At 53.8% G+C, this 18,502-nt stretch carries 15 protein-coding genes; 11 read left to right on the forward strand and 4 right to left on the reverse strand.

The window, feature by feature from the left end; genetic code table 11:
• Positions 1-22: 22 nt before the first annotated feature.
• The 10 genes from ACAW75_RS08895 to ACAW75_RS08940 all read left to right on the forward strand — a co-directional run bounded on the left by ACAW75_RS08895 (position 23) and on the right by ACAW75_RS08940 (position 11,759).
• Positions 23-2,179: an ATP-binding protein gene (locus ACAW75_RS08895; RefSeq protein ID WP_370728340.1), complete on the forward strand. Its 2,157-nt coding sequence runs from the start codon at positions 23-25 to the stop codon at positions 2,177-2,179.
• A 114-nt stretch (positions 2,180-2,293) separates the two neighbouring features.
• A complete protein-coding gene (gene pheS / locus ACAW75_RS08900) occupies positions 2,294-3,352 on the forward strand; it encodes a phenylalanine--tRNA ligase subunit alpha (protein WP_370728341.1) in 1,059 nt (352 codons plus the stop codon).
• Between the two features lie 147 nt (positions 3,353-3,499).
• Positions 3,500-3,832, forward strand: a complete 333-nt coding sequence (locus ACAW75_RS08905; RefSeq protein ID WP_207329058.1) for an arsenosugar biosynthesis-associated peroxidase-like protein — start codon at positions 3,500-3,502, stop codon at positions 3,830-3,832.
• Positions 3,833-3,905: 73 nt separating this feature from the next.
• Positions 3,906-4,955 carry an arsenosugar biosynthesis radical SAM (seleno)protein ArsS gene (gene arsS / locus ACAW75_RS08910; protein WP_370728342.1) on the forward strand — a complete coding sequence of 350 codons (1,050 nt, stop codon included), beginning with the start codon at positions 3,906-3,908 and terminating at the stop codon, positions 4,953-4,955.
• A 219-nt stretch (positions 4,956-5,174) separates the two neighbouring features.
• Positions 5,175-6,143, forward strand: coding sequence for an arsenosugar biosynthesis arsenite methyltransferase ArsM (gene arsM, locus ACAW75_RS08915; RefSeq protein ID WP_370728343.1), 969 nt, complete (start codon positions 5,175-5,177; stop codon positions 6,141-6,143).
• A 105-nt stretch (positions 6,144-6,248) separates the two neighbouring features.
• A complete protein-coding gene (locus tag ACAW75_RS08920; protein WP_370728344.1) occupies positions 6,249-7,445 on the forward strand; it encodes an exodeoxyribonuclease VII large subunit in 1,197 nt (398 codons plus the stop codon).
• Between the two features lie 67 nt (positions 7,446-7,512).
• Positions 7,513-7,704, forward strand: a complete 192-nt coding sequence (xseB, locus tag ACAW75_RS08925; protein ID WP_370728345.1) for an exodeoxyribonuclease VII small subunit — start codon at positions 7,513-7,515, stop codon at positions 7,702-7,704.
• A gap of 213 nt (positions 7,705-7,917) precedes the next feature.
• Positions 7,918-9,267, forward strand: coding sequence for a DUF937 domain-containing protein (locus tag ACAW75_RS08930; RefSeq protein ID WP_370728346.1), 1,350 nt, complete (start codon positions 7,918-7,920; stop codon positions 9,265-9,267).
• 122 nt (positions 9,268-9,389) lie between these two features.
• Complete coding sequence (locus tag ACAW75_RS08935) at positions 9,390-10,400, forward strand: sugar phosphate isomerase/epimerase family protein (RefSeq protein WP_370728347.1); 1,011 nt, start codon at positions 9,390-9,392, stop codon at positions 10,398-10,400.
• A 15-nt stretch (positions 10,401-10,415) separates the two neighbouring features.
• Positions 10,416-11,759: a Gfo/Idh/MocA family protein gene (locus ACAW75_RS08940; RefSeq protein WP_370728348.1), complete on the forward strand. Its 1,344-nt coding sequence runs from the start codon at positions 10,416-10,418 to the stop codon at positions 11,757-11,759.
• A gap of 148 nt (positions 11,760-11,907) precedes the next feature.
• Here ACAW75_RS08940 and ACAW75_RS08945 read toward each other — a convergent pair whose 3' ends face one another.
• On the reverse strand, positions 11,908-12,528 hold the full coding sequence (locus tag ACAW75_RS08945; RefSeq protein WP_370728349.1) for an N-(5'-phosphoribosyl)anthranilate isomerase: 621 nt from the start codon (positions 12,526-12,528) through the stop codon (positions 11,908-11,910).
• A 90-nt stretch (positions 12,529-12,618) separates the two neighbouring features.
• A complete protein-coding gene (locus tag ACAW75_RS08950; RefSeq protein ID WP_370728350.1) occupies positions 12,619-13,485 on the reverse strand; it encodes a tetratricopeptide repeat protein in 867 nt (288 codons plus the stop codon).
• Positions 13,486-13,662: 177 nt separating this feature from the next.
• Here ACAW75_RS08950 and ACAW75_RS08955 point away from each other — a divergent pair, with 177 nt between their 5' ends.
• Positions 13,663-15,840, forward strand: a complete 2,178-nt coding sequence (locus tag ACAW75_RS08955) for a glycoside hydrolase family 20 zincin-like fold domain-containing protein (protein WP_370728351.1) — start codon at positions 13,663-13,665, stop codon at positions 15,838-15,840.
• Positions 15,841-15,884: 44 nt separating this feature from the next.
• On the opposite strand, the gene ACAW75_RS08960 is transcribed toward ACAW75_RS08955, so the two are convergent.
• Together ACAW75_RS08960 and ACAW75_RS08965 are read right to left on the reverse strand one after the other, a co-directional pair.
• Positions 15,885-16,517, reverse strand: a complete 633-nt coding sequence (locus ACAW75_RS08960) for a hypothetical protein (RefSeq protein WP_370728352.1) — start codon at positions 16,515-16,517, stop codon at positions 15,885-15,887.
• Positions 16,518-16,577: 60 nt separating this feature from the next.
• Positions 16,578-18,488, reverse strand: coding sequence for a beta-N-acetylhexosaminidase (locus ACAW75_RS08965; RefSeq protein WP_370728353.1), 1,911 nt, complete (start codon positions 18,486-18,488; stop codon positions 16,578-16,580).
• Positions 18,489-18,502 lie beyond the last annotated feature (14 nt).

Genomic DNA, 18,502 nt, shown 5'->3' on the forward strand with positions numbered 1-18,502 from the left:
ACCACTTCCTTGCCAACCGCCCATGCGCCTTGTTCTACTGCTACTTTTGCTGGTCTGCTGCCGTCCTGTGCTTGCCCAACCAGGGGTATTCAGGATAGACAGCATTCCGCCCGAGGGGCTGTTTCCAAGGCTGTTATGGCGCTGGCATGCGGGTGATCATCCAGCCTGGGCCAGCCCCACCTTCAACGATAGCCAATGGGATACCATCCGACTCAACCGGAGCATTAATCGGTTGCCACAGGTAGCCAAAGCCGCCCACAGCTGGTTTCGCCTTACGCTTCAGCTCGATTCGTCGGTGGCGAACCAGCCCATTCCGCTGTTTGTGCATATGAACGGGGCCGCCGACCTGTTTATCGACGGTCGCCCGTTCGCCCGTTTTGGTACCGTGGGTACGTCGGCAGAAACGACCGTGAAGCATAAGCGTGTGCGGGGTGATATGTGTTTACTGCCTGCTCTGCCGGCCGGGCCACATATACTGGCCGTGCGTTTTGCCACCTACCCAACAACGGGGTTTGTGCCCAGGTACATTGAGGAAAAGAGAACGTTCGATATTGAGATCGACCACCCGACCCTATTTGTGGTCAACATTGCCGACGATGTGCACACGCGCACGCTGGAAGAATTCCTGATCGTTGGCTTATCGTTGATGCTGGCCGCCATTCATTTTCTTTATTATACCTACCGGCGGCAAACGATCAACCTGATTTTCGGCATCACCATGCTACTCTCCTGCCTGGGAACGGTGGCCAATGATATGCCTTTTTACCTGCGGAATCTGACAGTTGCCAGCTGGTCCGATTTTCTGGGAACGCTCTTCAGCACAGGGTTTGCGGTGATGCTCCTGGCAACGTATTACAGCTATCTTCACCAAAAACGGAGTCTATTTTTTGGGCTGGTTGCCGGCCTGGCTATGTCCACTGCACTGCTGAAGGGATTTCCGATAGACAGCCGCCTTATGCAGGTCATGATCATGATTGCACGGGCGGCGGCACTGGTGCTTCTGTTTATCGATGGTTTTCGCATCAGCATCATAGCCATCCGCAACAAGCAGTACAATGCGGTTTTGGTACTCATCAGTGGCTCAGTGGTCCTTGGCATAGCCGTGATGGGCACCCTCGTCATCACGCTCCTGAACTACTGGAAAGTAGTCAATTCTGATTATGGCATCTTACCCACCATTATGGCAGTCTCCATTCCGGCGGTGCTTGCCATTCTACTGGCGAAAGAGCATAACCAGACCAACCTGGACCTGCAAAACCGGCTTGCCGACGTAGAAAAGCTGTCGACCGAAAAAGAATCCATCCTGACGCAGCAAAAAGATATGCTGGAACAGCAGGTGGCCCGTCGGACCGCCAAACTGAACCAATCGTTACAGCACCTGCGCGATACGCAGACCCAACTGGTACAGCGCGAGAAAATGGCCTCGCTCGGTGAGCTTACCGCTGGTATCGCGCATGAGATTCAGAACCCCCTCAACTTCGTCAACAACTTCGCCGACGTGTCTACTGAGCTTCTCGACGAATTAAAACAGGAGCAGACACGCCCGGCCGATGAACGGGACCCCGCACTCGAAGCCGAGCTTCTGGGTGATATTCATCAGAATGTCAGCAAGATAAGCCAGCATGGGCAACGGGCCGCCAGTATTGTCCGGGGTATGTTGCAGCATTCGCGAACCAGCAGTGGCGACAAAGAAAAAACGGATCTGAACGTGCTGGGTGATGAATACCTTCGCCTTAGTTACCACGGGCTACGGGCTAAAGACAAGGTGTTCAACGCTACGCTCCATACCAGTCTGGACCCACTGCTCGAGCAGGTCGAAGTGGTTAGTCAGGATATCGGACGGGTGCTGCTGAATCTCTTTAACAATGCTTTCTACGCCGTTCGTGAAAAGGCCAAATCCGCCCCCGCGGGCTATTATCCAACAGTTTGGTTCGTGACCCGCCAGCACGCCGACGCTCTTGAATTACGCATTCAGGATAACGGAAACGGCATTCCCGAGCATTTACAACGCAAGATTTTCCAGCCATTCTTTACCACCAAACCTACCGGCGAAGGCACTGGGCTGGGCCTTAGCCTGAGCTTTGATATTATCACAAAAGGGCATGGGGGTACGTTGTCGGTAGAAACGGTGCCCGGTGAGCACACCACTTTCGTCATTCGCTTACCGCTCACGGCCTAAACACGTACGTAACCGTAGCTAAACAACAGGGGCAAACGCACCAGCTTCATCCGAAGGGATTATCTTTGCGGTTAACTTTTCCGTTTGGCAACCCGTGCCGAACATCTTCTTTCCATGACTGAAACTATTGCCCACTTATACGCCGAGATTGAACAGGCGGCCGTTACGAATAAAGAGGAACTGGAGCAGTATCGGCTACGCTACCTCAGCAAGAAAGGGGCCGTCACTGAGCTGTTCGATGGCCTGAAAACGGCAGCGCCAGACGAACGGCGGGCGTTGGGTCAACAGCTGAACGGGCTAAAAAATCTGGCTCAGGATCGGTTCACAGCTTTCCAGGAGCAGGTAGAAGCCCAGCAGCAACAGGCTGATTCGCAACCTGCCGTTGACCTTACCCTACCCGTCATTCCTAACCTGACGGGCACACAGCACCCGTTGAGCCTGGTGCGCCAGCGTATCATTCAGATCTTCGAGCGTATTGGCTTCAACGTGTCTGACGGACCAGAAATTGAATCAGACTGGTACAATTTCGGGGCGCTCAACTTCCCCGATAACCATCCGGCCCGTGAGATGCAGGATACTTTTTTCGTAGCGAAATCGGGCGGTTCCGTTTCCGACGATATGCTCCTCCGTACCCACACCTCGAATGTCCAGATCAGGTTGATGGAACAGGTTCGGAATAGTCCGGGTGGGTTTCGGCCAATCCGGTCCATTATGCCGGGGCGCGTATACCGGAACGAAGCTATTTCGGCGCGGGCGCACTGCCAGTTTCACCAGGTTGAAGGTATTTACATTGACCGCAACGTGGGCTTCAAAGATTTGAAAGATACCCTCTATCACTTTGTGAAAGAGCTCTTTACAAAAGATACAAAGATTCGTTTCCGGCCTTCCTATTTTCCGTTCACAGAGCCAAGCGCCGAGATCGACATCTCGTGTCAGATCTGCGGGGGTAGTGGCTGCAACGTTTGCAAACATACGGGCTGGGTTGAAATTGCAGGCTCGGGCATGGTTGATCCGAACGTGCTTGAGAACTGCGGTATCGACTCAAACGAGTATACGGGCTTCGCCTTCGGCATGGGGATCGAACGCATTACCATGCTCAAGTATCAGGTACGTGATCTGCGGTTGTATTTTGAAAATGACGTGCGTTTTCTACGGCAATTTGAAGGGCTATGAGTGATAGCGTGAATGGTGAAAGAATGAGAGAGCGAAAGGTTACGCAGGCTCACATTCTTGCGTAAGCAACCTTTCGCTCTCTCATTCTTTCACCATTCACGCTGTCGCCATTTCGCTCTTTCCCGTATATTGCTTAAAAGCTCACTCATGCAGACCTATTACGACCCCGCAGACCTTAAAAAGTTTGGCCAGATCGGTGAATTCCAGAAGGAATTCGCCGACAAGTTTTTCGCCTATTACGGCGCCGTTTTTGCCGAAGGCGCCCTCACCGCTCGGGAGAAATCATTGATTGCACTAGCTGTTTCGCACACGGTTCAGTGCCCCTACTGCATTGACGCTTACACCAGCGACACGCTTGAAAAAGGATGCTCGGAACAGGAAATGATGGAAGCCGTTCATGTAGCCGCAGCTATTCGGGGCGGGGCCACCCTGGTTCACGGCGTGCAGATGATGAATAAGGCCAAAGAACTGAGCATGTAGCCAGAACGGTGATTCTGGTCAAAACTCTTTTGCCTTTGTTACTACATACCATCTGCAAGACTGTCAATCAACGATGAAATCATTAAAAGCTTCCGGGCATTCATTAGCCAGTGCGACAGCTCAGCTCGAAGTGATCGAGAACAGCACGTTCAGCCAGTTGGGGTTGCCAGCCTTTCGCGAAAAGCTCAGTGCTATTGATCTGTTTCCGCTGCGGCCAACCCAGATCGAGATCTTTCAGGTAAACGTAGGAAAGATGTGCAATCAGGTTTGTCGCCACTGCCATGTAGATGCGGGCCCCGATCGGAAAGAGATCATGACTCGCGAAACGATGCAGCAGTGCCTCGACGCCCTGGCCCAGACAACGATTCCAACGGTTGACCTGACAGGTGGCGCCCCCGAGATGAACCCTGACTTTCGTTGGTTTGTGGAGGAACTGACAAAACTAGGGCGGCACGTGATTGTGCGGTGCAACCTGACCATCCTTGTTGCCAATCCGAAATACAACGATCTGCCTGAATTTTTTCGGGACCACCAGCTTGAAGTCGTTAGCTCCCTGCCGTTCTACAACGCAGACAAGACCGACCGGCAACGGGGTAAAGGCGTGTTTGCCGATTCAATTCGGGCCATGAAGATGCTGAACGACGTTGGCTACGGACAGGAAGGCTCCGGTTTGCTGTTAAACTTGGTCTATAACCCCAATGGAGCTTTCCTGCCGGGCGATCAGACTGGATTAAAACGGCAGTTCAAACGGGTACTATCCGATGAATTTGGCTTGGTTTTTAACGATTTATACGCGATCACCAACGTACCTGTCAGCCGCTATCTGGATTACCTGATTACTTCAGGCAATTACGAGGGGTATATGGAAAAACTGGTTAATTCATTTAATCCGTCTGCGGCGGCAGGTGTGATGTGCCGTAATACGATCTCGATTGGATGGGATGGTCAGTTATACGACTGCGATTTCAATCAGATGCTCGACCTCAACGTGGCCAGTCCAGTTGCGCACATTCGGGATTTCAACGCTGAAACACTCAGCAGGCGCCATATCATCGTGAATGAACACTGCTACGCCTGCACGGCCGGTGCAGGGTCGAGCTGCGGTGGAGCCACGGCAAATTAAGTATCAGGTTTCAGGTTTCAGGTTTCAGGTTTCAAGTTTCAGGTTTCAAGTTTCAGGTTTCAAGTTTCAGGTTTCAAGTTTCAGGTTTCAAGGGCTCCGCTTTTGCAATACATAGAAAATGAGCAGAGCAACTTGAAACTTGAATCCTGAAACGTGAAACCTGAAACTTGAACCCTGAAACGTGAACCCTGAAACTTGAACCCACTTCAAACTTAATTTATGTCTTATCTCGACGCTACCGTTGACGTGTACAGAAAAGCCGCTGAAACGCCGGATGTTGGTTTGTGTTGCACCACCAATCCTGTCTGGCAACTTCCGGGCCTGAGCATTCCCAAGCGCATGCTGGAAATGAACTACGGCTGTGGCAGCACCGTTAACCCACGCGACCTGGTCAATGACCCTACGGTATTGTATGTGGGTATTGGCGGGGGCATGGAGTTACTTCAATTTGCGTACTTCAGTCGTCGGCCGGGTGCCATTATTGGGGTTGACATTGTCGATGAAATGCTAACTGCCTGTCAGGAAAACCTGATCGAGGCCGAAGCGGAAAATGACTGGTTCAACCGTAATTTCATGGATATCCGAAAGGGCAGTGCGTTGGCTCTTCCCGTAGCGGATAACAGTGTGGACGTGGCTGCGCAGAACTGCCTGTTCAATATTTTCAAAGCCGACGACCTGCGCATTGCCCTTGAGGAGGTCTACCGGGTCTTGACACCTCACGGGCGGCTGGTCATGTCTGACCCCACCTGCGAGCAGCCCATGTCGGAGGAATTGCGGAACGACGATCGATTGCGGGCACTCTGCCTAACGGGGTCATTACCGTTAAAAGATTACCTGGCCGTGATTACCGGCGTAGGGTTCGGCACAGTTGAGGTCCGCGCCAAACGGGCGTACCGGGTGTTGTCGCCCAAACAGTATGCTACCGATGAACTGATTTACATTGAAAGTGTGGAGATCTGTGCTATCAAAGACTCCATGCCAGCCGACGGACCCTGCATTTTTACAGGTCAGACAGCCATCTATTACGGCGACAACGACCATTTCGATGACCACAAAGGCCATGTTCTGTTGCCGAATCAGCCACTGGCTGTCTGCGACAAAACAGCCAGCGCATTAGCCGCGTTGAACCGGGATGACATTTTCATTTCGCCGTCGACGTATTTTTACGACGGTGGCGGTTGCTGCTGAGTCGATTGCCAGTCTGCTGCGCTGCTGGTAAGCAGCCATTACCGGTCATTCATTGCGAACGCGACAAATGGCAGCACGGCAGACTAACCACGAATACGTTCCCCTATGTCGCCCATTCGCTTATCTGATCTGGCTTATACAATTGATGCGGTACTGGAAGAAAATTTCAGCGGAAAAGCCATGTGGGTATTGGCCGAAACCAGCGACATCAAGAACTATCCAGACCGGCAGTACTGCTTTCTGGGGTTAGTGGAGCGCGAAGGAAACCAGACTGTTGCTAAGCTGGATGCCGTCATCTGGCGGAAAAACTACCCTATTCTACGCGCCTTTGAAGCCGCTACCGGTGTGGCTTTTGCCCGAAATATTCAGCTCCTGATGCTGGTATCGGTCACCTACAGCCCAATCTATGGGATGCGGCTGGAGATTCACCAGATCAACCACGCCTACACCCTCGGCAACATTGAGCGCGAACGGCAGGCCGTGCTGGATACGCTCGTGCGTGAGCATTCGCAATACGTCTGGATGGACCAGGGGCAGTATTTCACCAGCAATCAACTACTCGAACGTCCTGCAGTCTGGCAACGGATTGCCCTGATCACCGCACCCAATTCTGACGGCTGGCGTGATTTCCGGCAGGAACTCGCCAATAACCCGTGGGGCTATCAGTTCGCCATCGACGAGTACCTGACCCAGGTGCAGGGGCAGGGTGCCGACAAGGCGATTTGTACCCAGTTGGAGCAGATAGCCCGGTGCGCTACTCCGTATGATGCCGTCGTGATTGTGCGGGGCGGAGGTTCACAACTTGATTTCGGTGCCTTCGACACCTTACGGATGGGCGTGGCCATAGCCAGCTTCCCCTACCCCATTCTGGCGGGAATCGGGCATGACCGAAATGTGAGTATCACCGACATGCTGTGTCATCAGAGTGTGAAAACACCCACAAAGGCGGCCGTTTTTCTGATCGAACACAACCGTCTTTTTGAAGAAAATTGCCTGCAACTGGCCTATCGCGTGGCCGAAGCCAGCCGAACAGCCATGCAGGATGCCCGCGAAGAAATAGACGTGCTGGCCGACCGGTTCCGGTATGGCACCCAAACGTACCTGCGCAACCGCCATGTTGAGTTGACCGAGAAACAGACCACCGTTCGCCACCTCGACCCCATCAGTGTGCTTCGACGGGGGTATGCCATGCTCAGTCGTAACGGGCAGATCCTCACCCGCGCCGATGCTTTTCGGGCAGGCGATGCCATTCAGGCTCAGTTCGCCGATGGCGCTATTGAATTGACAGTGACCAGTGAATGACCACTTACTATTTGCGCTGCTCAGGTACGTTATCTGGCGGGGCCATTGATCAGTGAAACTTTCCCCTATGACTTATCAGGAAGCATACGAACAGTTGACGTCGCTCGTTGACGAAATAGAGAATGAAGCTGTACCACTCGACGAATTACCCGGGCGTATCCGGCAGGCGACTGAGTTGATCGCCTTTTGCCAGCAACGATTGCGGGCCGTCGATGAAGACTATCAACAAGCCCTGATTCAATTGCAGAAAAGACAGTAGCCCAAATATTAATAAATGATTGAGTGGGTGCCATTGGAAAACTGTGTTTAATTTTGGGACAGGATGTGACGGCTCAACTGCCGTTAGATGCCACCGCCTAGACTGACGACTGCGGCATAACATCCTGTGAATAGCCCATCCACTGATAAGAAGCTGGCGGAATGACCGAGGCGTATGGGCATTCGTATCGTAACTGTATACTGACCAATCATCATGACTTTATTTGGTGCGTTCAACGAAGTGCTTACTCCAGAGGTACTGGCAAAGATTGCCCTGTACGAGGATGAGCCTGCGGAGAAAACCACAAAAGCCGTAGAAGGCTTAGTTCACACGGTATTTGGTGGACTGCTCAAACGAACCACAACTGAAATTGGCGTCAATCAATTATTTAGCCAGCTCCAGAAGAGTGGCTACGACGGTTCGCTAACCGCCAACCTGAACAGCGTGCTTAAAGACGCTACTCAGACGCATGCCGTGATTACAACCGGCAATGAAGCGATCAGTCGGTTGCTACCGGCCATGAAAAGCTCTATTGCCGGTATGATTTCCAGCTATGCCGGTATTCGGAACTCATCGTCCATCTCATTGCTCGGCTTAACGGCCGGCGTTGTCCTGGATGTACTCGGGCGGCAGGTGAAAGAAAAAAAGCTGGACGCCGATGGACTCGCAGCGTCATTGTTCGACCAGCGGGAAGCCTTTATCAATGCCGTACCCGAAAGTCTGTTTCCTCAGCTTGTCGAGAAAGTGGGGATTCAGCAGATAGTGGCCGGCGTGGCAGCGCCAGCGAAACGGACTGCCCAGACGCAGCCTATACGCAGTGGCAGCACAGGCCCGGCCACACGCACCATTCCAACGTCGACGGTTTCCTTTGAGCCTGACCCAGATACCGACTCAGGCGGGTCGGCCGGTAAGTGGTTGATCGGCGCACTGATCGTGGCCGCCATTGGTGTGGGCGGTTATTTCGTTTGGCAGAACAGCAAAAATTTCTCGACAGATTCCACAGAATCAACCGGCGACGTATCGTCGACCCTCAGCGACTCTTCGCAGGCCGATACGGTTGCCCGATCACTGGCCGTTCCCGTCGACACGATGGCCAGCCGCCCCGTAACAACTACGGCAACATCGGCCACAACAGCTACGGGCATCGCAACGCCGACCACTACGGATGCCGCCTTCAACACGGCTATGACAACGTACCTGAACGATCCTGCTCAGGCGAAAGGGCGCGTTTTCAATCTGTCAGGGGTTACTTTCGAGCCATCGTCACTCAGCATGACGCCCGCTTCGCAGGGGCAGATCAATGAGTTGGTGGCTTTATTAAAAGCTCGTCCTACTCTCCAGATCCAGTTGCAGGGATACGCTAACGACGCGCCTGGACCAGCAGCGGGGCTCACGAACAAGGCCTTGTCGTTCAAACGGGTGAATGCCATTAAACAACAGCTTGTTGGCGCAGGCATCAACTACCTGCGTGTGGATGCCATTGGCCTGGGAACGGGCGTTAAAGTGGGCGAACTTGGTAAGCAGCCCCAGAAGAAGATCAACCTCAAGGTGATTACGAAGTAGCTAGCCTGCTTCTCGTTGAACCGGTTGCTATTCGTTAGCAACCGGTTTTTTGTTGATAGGCACTCTATTAACGAATAAACATCCGTTTAGTAGAAAGCCCTGTGTTGGTTCTTTGGCTGTACATGAAGCAACAGCTATTATCAATACGCTTAAACCGCCAGCGGTCAGAGGATCAGGCGGCACCGGCTGTTTCTGGCCATCAGGACCAGTCGGGAATCAATCGCAGGCAGTTCCTTCAAACGGCAAGCGCAGCGGCACTCGCGCTGGCAGCGGGAGTCGACGGGCTGGCCAGCGTAGTAGCTCCCCCGAAGACAGGGTTACGCATTGCCTATTCGGCCATTACCTGGGGCGGAAACGATGCGCAGGCAATCGCCGATATCTCGGCCACTGGTTACAAAGGCATCCAGCTACGCGCCAATTCGTTTGGTCCGTATCGCACCAAACCGTCGGAGTTGAAAGCCCTGCTCGATCAGCATGGCTTACAACTGGCCATGTTTTCGAGCGGTAATGTGGAAATAGACCCGGCCAAATTCCAGAGTACGATTGATCAGCACGTGGCTCACGCAAGCTTTGTGAAAGCATTGGGCGGTTCGGCCATTCAGCTTACCAACTCGGTTCGCCCCAAAGACAGGCTCCCAACCACCGAAGAACTAAAGCGGCTAGCCACAGTCATGAACGAGATTGGCAAACAAACGGCCGATCTGGGTGTGCAGGCAGTGTATCATAACCACATGCACCAACTGGGCGAAACACCCGCCGAAGTTGACGTGATTGTGCAGGCCATGAACCCCAAAGCCGTGCGGCTGCTCCTCGACATTGCGCATTACCAGCAAGGGGGCGGTCAGCCCGAACTGGCAGTTGTCCAGTACAAGGACCTGATTCATTCGCTCCATCTGAAAGATACGATGTCGCCCCTCCCCGACCGGCCGGGAACACCCAATGCCTACAAATTCGTGGAGTTGGGCCGGGGTAACGTAAACGTACCTGCGGTATTCAAAGCCTTGAAAACCATAAAGTTTAACGGCTGGGGAATCATCGAATTAGACGGCGTGCCCGACCCAGGACGCACGGCGCTGCAATGCGCACAAACCAATAAAGAATACATCACTCAAACCTTGAAGTTCCCGATTTAAACCAGCGACTAGCGTATGCATAACAGACGAGATTTTCTTAAAACATCAGCCGGGGCCGCCGTTGGTTTGGTAGGCTTAGGCACGAGTTTTTCAGCCAGCAGCTACAGCCGTATCCTGGGCTCGAACGAGCGGGTACGTGTAGGCGTAATTGGTTTTTCAGACCGCTTCCGTCAGTCGCTGTCGCCTGCCTTCGCTGATCATGCCAAAGAGCTTAATTTCTCTTTCGTTGGCGTTTCTGACCTCTGGAACCGCCGCCGCGACGAAGCCAAAGCGTACCTGACTGGTAAAGGTTGGGCCGATGCCAATAACTTCGCCATGTGCCGCAATAATGATGAGCTGCTCGACCGGAAAGATATTGACGCGGTCATCATTAGCACGGCCGATTTCCAACACGCCATTCACTGTGCCGACGCGGTTGAATCAGGTCGGGATGTATACGTCGAGAAACCATTTGCCGAGTCGATGGACGATGCACGCAAGGCGTTGAAAGCCGTTGAAAAATCGAAGAAAATTGTGCAGGTAGGTTCGCAGCGCCGTTCTGCGCCCAACTACCACGCCGCCAATGACTTTATCAAGTCGGGAAAATTCGGTGATGTGTCGATGGTTGAGATGACCTGGAACGTGAACCAGCCCGGTCGCTGGCGCCGGCCCAAACTGGTATCGGAGATTCGGCAGGAAGATACCGACTGGAAACGCTTTTTGCTGAACCGCCCTGCCGAAGCCTGGGATCCACGCAAATACCTGGAGTACCGCCTTTTCTACCCATACTCATCGGGTATTCCCGGCCAGTGGATGTCGCACCAGATTGATACGGTTCACTGGTTCAGCGGCTTAGACCACCCTCGGTCGGTGGTAGCCAATGGGGGCGTTTACGTGTGGAAAGATGGCCGCGTGAATCCAGATACGTTCACCGCCGTGTTCGATTACGGCCCGGATAACGACAAATCGAAAGGATTCCAGGTAATGTATTCGTCGCGGATGCACAACGAAGCAGGCGGCACCAAAGAATACTACTTCTCGAACGGTGGTATGATCAACCTCGACACGAACAAGATCACGTCGGAAGGTGGCTTGAAAGCCAATTTTGCCCGTGAAATGGGTATGCAGCCTAATCTCCTGGCCGACCAGACCCTGTCGCAGGGACCTAAAATAGAAACGAGCGCCAACACCGGCGGTGACCCGATGACCTCGTTTCACATGCGCAACTGGATGGAATGTGTGCGCAGCCGGAAAGAGCCCAACGCGCCAGCCCGCGTTGGTTTCAACCACTCGGTTGCCAACATTATGGCCACTAAAGCCCTGCATACAGGCAAACGCGTAACCTGGGATGCTACCAAAGGTGATATCGTGGTAGCGTAAGATTGTAAGGATCAGGTTTCAGGTTTCAAGGTTTCAGGTTTCAGGTTTCAAGTTTCAAGTTTCAGGTGGCTTCGCTATATCACCAGATGGGAATCAGCGAAGACACCTGAAACCTTGAAACTTGAAACCTGAAACCTGAAACCTGCCCCTAATCGACTTCGATTGCTTCCAGGATATCCATCAACGCCCCGAAGTCTCGGCTTCCGGGGCGTTCTTCGTTTCCGCCAGCCAGCGCAATGCCCGCAATGGGCAGGTCTGTCAGTACTGTCTGAATCGAGGCCGCATCGAAGCCAATGCCCAGTAACACCGGGTGACGGCTGGCCACCTGTGTGAGTGCAGTTTTCAACGCCTCGTCGAGATGAATAACCGACTGATTTTCGAGCAGCAGATAATCAATACCGGGTAGGGCCGTACTGGCAACGGCATCGAGTTGTTCCAGCGACATAGTGGCCAAGTCAGCACGCAGCATAAGCGGTTTACCCATTGTGCTCAGATAGGGAAGCAGAGCAGCCTCTTCGACCTGCAACACATCGGGTTGGTAGGTCGCCAGTAGCTGTTCTATCTCATCGGGGTCTGTAGAACTGGTCTCGCCAACAATGTGTACGCCTGCTACCCAACCACGAATTTCAGAGAACTGAGCGGGCTCGATATAATCAGGGCTAGTGCTGTCCATTGAAAAACCCAGCAGATCGACGCCCATACCGGCGCAATAACGCGCATCACTGAGATTAGTAACGTTAGAGATTTTGACGGTTGTCTGAAGGGCCATACGTACCTGGGTTAACTTGATTTTTGGAGGGGCGAAAGTAGTACACCAGCTTTGTTCTTCAGCAAAAAAGGGCGAAACCCGCCCAAAAAGTTAGCGCCCTGCCTGTGCCCGTTTTAAAATACTGCCCAGAAAACTGCCCACAAATGTTAGTCCCATAGCCCCATACAGACTGAACGATTCCACCTCCCGATCAACGCTCGACTCGGCGGGGCCGACCACATACATATAGCCTGCCCAGATCAACATGGCCTGCAACAACGCGAGCACCCACCCTTTGTGCGGTTCAGCAAAACCGATGGCCCCCGCCGAAAAAGCAGCCAGCAGGTAAGGCCAGTGAATAACCGGGCTCTGCTTGATCACAAACAGCAGCAAGAGCGCATTGGCAATCGTAAACGCGCCATGAATTACCAATGACCGGTTTATAAAGCCTGTATCTGTCGGTTGCAACGTACCTGGCGCCTGCTGAGCCGCAACAGCAAGCGAGGCCGCCCTGGTTAAATCCTGCTGAGCGGCTTCCTCCTGCCCTAACTGTCGGCGGGTCAATCCACGCCAATGAAAGGCCTCGGATGAGGCACCGTGGAAGATCGCTTTGTCAAAATCCTGGAAGGCCGTTTTGAAAGCTGTCTGCTGATAATGGATCTGACCGGTTTCGAGGTGCAGGTCAGCAATAGTGTCGTCGTAGCTTTTTCCGATTTCCAGTTGCTTCAAGGCAGCCAGCGGATCACCCAGCATTCGGTAGATACGGGCCAGATACAGGTAGGCTACACCCCATTTGGGTTGCGCGCCTACCGCCTTGTTGAAATACGCCAGGGCGGCCGCATACTGTTCCGAGTTGTACAGGTCTATGCCTTCCCGAAGCTGGTCAGCCTGTTTTTCAGCGGCGCTACGCTGGTCAGCATAGTATTTCAGGTAGATGATATAGCCCGTAAACGAGGCTACCGTTAGCAGTTCAAGCATAGGAAATAAGTGGCTGTACTATCAACGGTCTGCACACTCATTTTGTGCCTCAAAAACAGGGTACGGTTGGCCAGGCACTCCTTTTTCAGGAAACAGGAGACCAGCCAGCTCCCTGTCTTTACAAGCTACGTTACCTACCCGGCCATTTGATCCCGCACGGAGAACGTACCTACACACATGAAAAAAACGGGCCTTTACCTGCTGGTTCTACTACTTAGCGTTTACGCGGATGCAGTTGCACAACGTGTGCTGGTCCAGTCTGCTACTCGTTCGCCGCAAACGGACTATGCCATCCAGCAACTGACTCAGGCACTCACCGCCCAACACTACACGGTGCTGGCCAACCAGCGTACTGCCAGTTACACGATTCAACTGGCCCCGACTGATCCCCGTCTGGGCGCAGAAGCCTATACCATTAAACCGCTGGGCCAACAACTCACTGTGACCGGAGGCGATGTACGCGGCCTGCTCTACGGCTGTTTGTCGCTGGCTGAAGCCCTTCAGAACGGAGTTAAACTACAACAGATAAGCGCCCAGAGAGAACGGCCCCATCTCGCGTTGCGAGCCATTAAGTTCGACCTGCCCTGGGATACCTACCGCCACAGTTACGCCCTGGATCTTCACTACAACACCTGCCGCGATACGCTTTACTGGCAGTCTTTTCTCGACATGATGGTGGCCAATCGGTTCAATGCCCTCAGCCTCTGGAATCTCCACCCCTACACGTTCATGATCAGGCCAACGAATTTTCCGGCGGCCACCCCATTCACTAATCAGCAATTGGCCGAGTGGCAGGCGCTGTTCAGAAGCATTTTCAGAATGGCCAGGGAACGGGCAATCGACACGTACCTGATCCCGTTCAATATTTTTACCAGCCCTGAATTTTCAAAAGCGTATAACGTCAATCCGGCGGTGAACAACCTGGAGCACCGTCATTTTGTCGATGGCGACACCTCGGCCCTGGTGAAACGATACACGCGGGAGTGCGTGACGCAGGTCCTGAACGAGTACCCCGACCTTACCGGTTTTGGCTTGACGTTGGGCGAGGGTATGGGCGGTATGACACCCCAGCAGCGCGAAGACTGGATGACCGCCACCATTATTGAAGGCATGCGGCTGGCAAACCGAAAAACCAAACTGATCCACCGTATACCTTTTTCAAGCACCACCGGGTCGCTGGGAGTTACCAGTGTTGACACCGAAAAACTGACCCGCAAATCGCTGGAACGGGAAGGCGCACTCGACTTCATCGACGGCCCCGTCTGGGCTGATTTGAAATACAACTGGTCGCACGCTCACTCGACACCCACGCTGGTGAAAGTACACGGGGGCAAGCTGTACGACACCTATTTTAAACCGACGCCATCAGCCTATAAAATCACCTGGACGGCGCGCAACGAAGATTTTTTCTGCCTGCGCTGGGGTGTGCCTTCGTTTGTCAGAGCGCACATCGCGGCCAACAATCAGGCGTATGTGGGCGGCTATTTTCTGGGTTCAGAGACCTACATTCCAGCCAAAGACTATTTCACGAAGCCAGGCGGGCCCGTCAGCTGGAGCTATGCGTTTGACCGGCAATGGCTCTTTTATAAACTGTGGGGACGGCTACTATACAATCCGGCTACTCCAGACGCGGTGTTCAAGGCCGAATTCGTCAGGCGATACGGGTCGTCGGCCAGCCAGCTGCTCAATGCCTACGCACTGGCTTCCGCTACTCCTCTACGTCTGGCATCTGCTTTTGACTTTACCTGGGATTTTTCACTGTACAGCGAAGGCATGATGGCTCATGATGCCAATAAGAACGTATCGTACATTTCGGTTGAACAGCAAATTACCCAGCCAACGCTCGACCCAACCTATGTATCGGTGAGCGATTATGTAAAGACCAAAACCGCCGGTGGCTCTTTCAACCCGGCGAGTATGACTCCGCCAGCCCTGGCAGCGCTCCTGGAAAAAGACTGCCAACAGGCGCTTAAACTGGTGCAGCCCATCAACACCTCGACCAACCGGTCCTTCTTGTATGAAGTGGCTGACGTAAAAACCTGGGCGAATCTGGGTCTGCATCTGGCGGCCAAACTGCGGGGAGCCGTTGCCCTACAGACGTATCGGACTACCGGCCAGGCAACCATGAAGCAGGAAGCCGTTCAGCAGCTTAAAATAGCCCTTCGCTACTGGGATGAGGTGGTGGCGATAACGCGACCGCTTTACAACGACATGCCGCTGGTGCATCTGAGCGAACAGAAAAACGGCACGCCGGCCCAAAATGACGCGCTCCGTTTCCACTGGGAAAAGCTACGCCCCCTGGTTGTCCAGGACGTAACACGCGCCGAACAGGCGCAGGCGCGTGGCGTGAACTAAATGCCCAGGTACGTTGGCAACGTACCTGGAAAGCCCTGCTGGCATCAATTTTTGGGAATCAGCGAACGGGTAAAATCCTGAAAACGAACAGCACCCAACTCTTTGGTTGTCAACATCCTGACTGGCTTTGTTTTCGCCGTCTGCCCATTGGCGGTATACTCGAACCCCTGAAGCGAAATACTGTGTAGCCACCAGTCGGGGCGTTTTGGATCAAATTCAAACGTGATGACCTGCGTAGTTTTCTCACCGAGGCCATAGGTGCTCACGAATGAAAACAGGTTTCCATTGAACACCACCTTTACGAACGGATCGACGAGAGAGCCGCCGCCACAGGTTGTACAGCGAAGTATCTGATCGTTATACACAGCGTTGCGCAGTTGCCCATTGGGCTGATACAACAACAGGATGACGCGCCGGGCCAGGCCACCCGGTGGGTCTTTAGGCTGGTGCTGGGTACGTTGCGCCACCAGCACTACATCGCGCCGTTTGTCGTTGTTGATATCACCGACAAAGTGCTGATCGTAGCGGTAAACACCCGGCGTTTGGCCAATATGTCGCTGGTATAGAGCCACAGAATCGGCAGTGAGTGGCACCCTCCCCTGTGCAAGCACCTGGGGTAGCGATAGGCCCAGTACCAGGAGCAACAGGGCGCACGTATGGCAGTATTGACGTTTCACGGAGAGGTAGGTTGGTGGTCGTGGTTACTACTTTCGGCGTATTCGGGTTAGGGTAACGGCTCACTGCTTTGGCGCCCGTTTCACCAGCTCATCACGCTTGAGGGTCAACTGGCGACCGGCCGGTTTACCGTTGCGGTAAGTAATTGCCCGGAGCGTTACGTTTCCTTCCGGAATGAGCAACGGCTGGGTATAACGCGGACTATAGCGACCAGGCATGGTATCGTCGATTGAGTAGTAAATATCGGTGCCGGGCAATTCGCAATCGAGCATAACGGTCAGCTTGTTGTCGGCCAGCATGGTCGTTACCATGGGGTCGTAGGCGGCGCGGGCATAATTGATGTTGGCCTGCTCGGCCCGCTGCATCTGCGTTTCCATGCGGGGAATGAAACCGGCCCAGTCGCGCTGGGTACGTGGTGTCCAGAATACTTCTGACAGGGCCCAGGCGCGCGGATAAGTCATGTATTCAACATGACCAATGGTCGGCGCCTGCTCGGTCCAGAGGTTGCCTTGTCCACCCAGAATCCTGACGGAATCGACCCCAGCTGGTACGGGCTCGAAACCATAACATGTCTTCAGGCGCAGGCTGGCATAGATGCGCGGCTCGAGCGTGGGGTCGCTCTGCATATAGTCGAGGTACGCAAAGGTCGAGGGAGACATGATTACGTCATGTCCGGCTTTGGCGGCTTCGATACCGCCTTTCATGCCACGCCAGCTCATCACCGTTGCTTTTTTCGACACCGGCGCCTCCTCTTTTCCGCCTTCCAGTACCTCATCCCAGCCGATGAATTTCTTGCCTTTCGACGTGATGATCTGCTCAACACGCCGCATGAAATACCCTTGCAGCTCTTCCACCTTTGTCATGCCTTCTTTTTGCATCAAGGCCTGGCAGCCAGGGTCTTTTTCCCAATAGCCGTGATAGCACTCGTCGCCCCCTGCGTGGATATACGGACTGGGAAACAACATGGCCACCTCACCGAATATCTTATCCAGCGTACTGTACACGTTCTCGTCTGATGGGTTCAACGTGTTGTCGACCAGCATCTTAAACTTTCCGTTACCATACCATTCCGAAAATTGTGTGCCCGGATTGACCCGTACCGACGTGTCTTTTGTGCACGACAGTTCGGGGTAGGCCGCCAGGATAGCCATACTATGTCCGGGGACGTCAATTTCGGGGACGATAGTCACGTTTCGCGCCTGCGCATAACGAACTACCTCCCGGATCTCATCCTGGGTATAGAACCCCCCGTAGGTGGCCGCTTCGCCGGGTTTGGGGGTGGGCCGTTCGCCAAAATGACCGTCGCGGGGTACGCGCCAGGCGCCCACACTGGTTAGTCGGGGTAATGATTTAATTTCAATACGCCACCCATTATCATCAGTCAGGTGCCAATGTAAGGTGTTGATCTTGACCTGCGCCAGCTGATCGATATAGCGCATGACGTCTGCTTTCGGGAAGAACGACCGGCTCACATCGAGCATGATACCCCGCCACCCAAAGCGAGGATAATCCACAAGCTGCACAGCAGGGACGTCGATAGTGGCGTGTCTAGCTCCTGCAGAAGCCGATTGCAGCGGCAGGAGTTGCAGGAAAGTCTGGGCGCCGTAGAATAGACCAGCGGGTTTGTTGGCCGTGATCACTACGCCTTTAGGGCCGCTACTGAGTCGGTAGCCTTCGCCGCCCAACCGGGCATCGGGCGTTGTAGTCAGCACCAGGGCAATGCTGTTTTGGTGAGCAGTAGCAGCCTGCCTACTCGTCAGGGTGAAACTACTTTGTCCGGCCAGTTGCTGGGCCAGCAGCGCCGCTACCGTTGCCGATTCGGGCTTGGTGTAGGTGATGGCCGTTGCTTGGGTCAGGGCAAACTGGCCCGCCTGCCGTTGCATGGAAACCGGCTGCGGTATCAGGTGAATGGGTTGTTGTGCCAGGGCGACCGTGCTCAATAAAAAAAAGGCAAGGCAGAAACGAAGGTGCATGTTGTTTGGGCGAG

It is taken from the genome of Fibrella arboris, assembly GCF_041321095.1.
Classification (GTDB): domain Bacteria; phylum Bacteroidota; class Bacteroidia; order Cytophagales; family Spirosomataceae; genus Fibrella; species Fibrella arboris.